Here is a 1,460-nt window from a genome sequence, read left to right on the forward strand (position 1 = left end):
ATCCGGAGGCGTACGTGGTGTATAAGAGACAGCCCCCTGGACCATGCTCCCCCCCGACGTGACATGGTGACGGCCGGCAGCCCCAGGGGCTGACCGGCCGTTTTCATGCCGGCCCGCCAGGGCCTGGCCCTGGCCGCGGGCCCTGGCCGCGGGCCTGCCGGTTGCTGCCCGCGCAACGCCGCTTCGGCCGACCGCAGCCGCTGTTTCGACAGCCTTTTCAGCCCGTGGCCGCGCCGTCCAGCCTGCGAGAAATCCCGCAATCCCGTGGTCGTTGCGGCTGCGTTGCTGGTGTCGAACGCTGCATCACATCGTTCCAACAGCATCATCGTTGCCGGATCGAGTCTTCATCGAGTCACGCTCAAGTTGATTCGGATGAAAAGCCACGCTAAAGGCCAGCTGCGAGAAACGGCGTTTGGTAACAGGCAAATCCGGACTCGAGTCGCACGATCCGATTCCAATCGGAAGGTAGCGAGTCAAGGAAATTTATTTCGCTGCAGTCAAACTTTTTGCTTCCATCACGGCTTCGTGAGTGGTTTTTAGGCCTCGCGATTTCGTGAGGATAACTTGATGACGATCATGGGTGTCTATGTTGGGAATAGCCCGGCCGAGCTCGCCAGCTACGAGAAGTGGCTGGGTCGCGACGTCGATGCGGTGCACGGCGTTGTCGGCATGGCGAATTGGAAGGACTACGTCAGCAGCGTCGACTGGATGACCAAGTCGCTCTGGCAAGGGATCGACAACTCGATCCTCTGGTCGGTCCCGCTGATGGTGACCGACGGGTCGGCCTCGCTGAAGACCGCCGCGACCGGCAGCTACAACAACTACTACGCCTCGGTGGCCAAGAGCCTGCTGGCCTCGCGGGCCGGCGACAACGACCCGATCTACATCCGCACCGGCTGGGAGTTCAACGGCGACTGGTTCGCCTGGAACGCCATCGGCAAGGAGCAGGATTTCATCGGCGCCTTCCGCCAGTTCGTCGACAGCTTCCGCTCCGTCTCGAGCCGCTTCAAGTTCGAGTGGAACGTCAACTATGCCGAGGGCGGCATCGATCCGGCCAAGGCCTATCCGGGCGACGCCTATGTCGACATCGTCGGCATGGATTTCTACTGGACCCCGGAATACCAGGGCAGCGATCCGACCGCCGCCTTCAACAAGATCGCCAACGCGAAGTACGGCTTGAAGTGGCTCGAAGCCTTCGCCGCCGCGCATGGCAAGCCCACCTCCTATTCCGAGTGGGGCATCAACTCCAACAACGCCGGCGAATATCTGAAGCTGGTCAAGGAGTGGTTCTCCACCCACAACGTCGTCTATCAGTCCTTCTGGGACTACACGATGGACAAGGTGACCTCGCTGAGCGACGGCTCGCTGCCGAACGCCGGCAACGCCTTCAAGGATCTCTTCGGCCACGAGGATATCGGCGGCGGCACGACGCCGACCACGCCGACCCCCACGCCCACCCC

The 1,460-nt window shown here is 62.1% G+C and carries 1 protein-coding gene; it reads left to right on the top strand.

The features are described from left to right. Positions 1–567: 567 nt before the first annotated feature. A partial coding sequence (locus GVN67_RS28940; RefSeq protein ID WP_160000751.1) for a glycosyl hydrolase occupies positions 568–1,460 on the top strand: 893 nt, incomplete at its 3' end.

Origin of the sequence: Roseomonas sp. 18066, from assembly GCF_902706185.1 — a bacterium.
Lineage (GTDB): Bacteria > Pseudomonadota > Alphaproteobacteria > Acetobacterales > Acetobacteraceae > Pseudoroseomonas.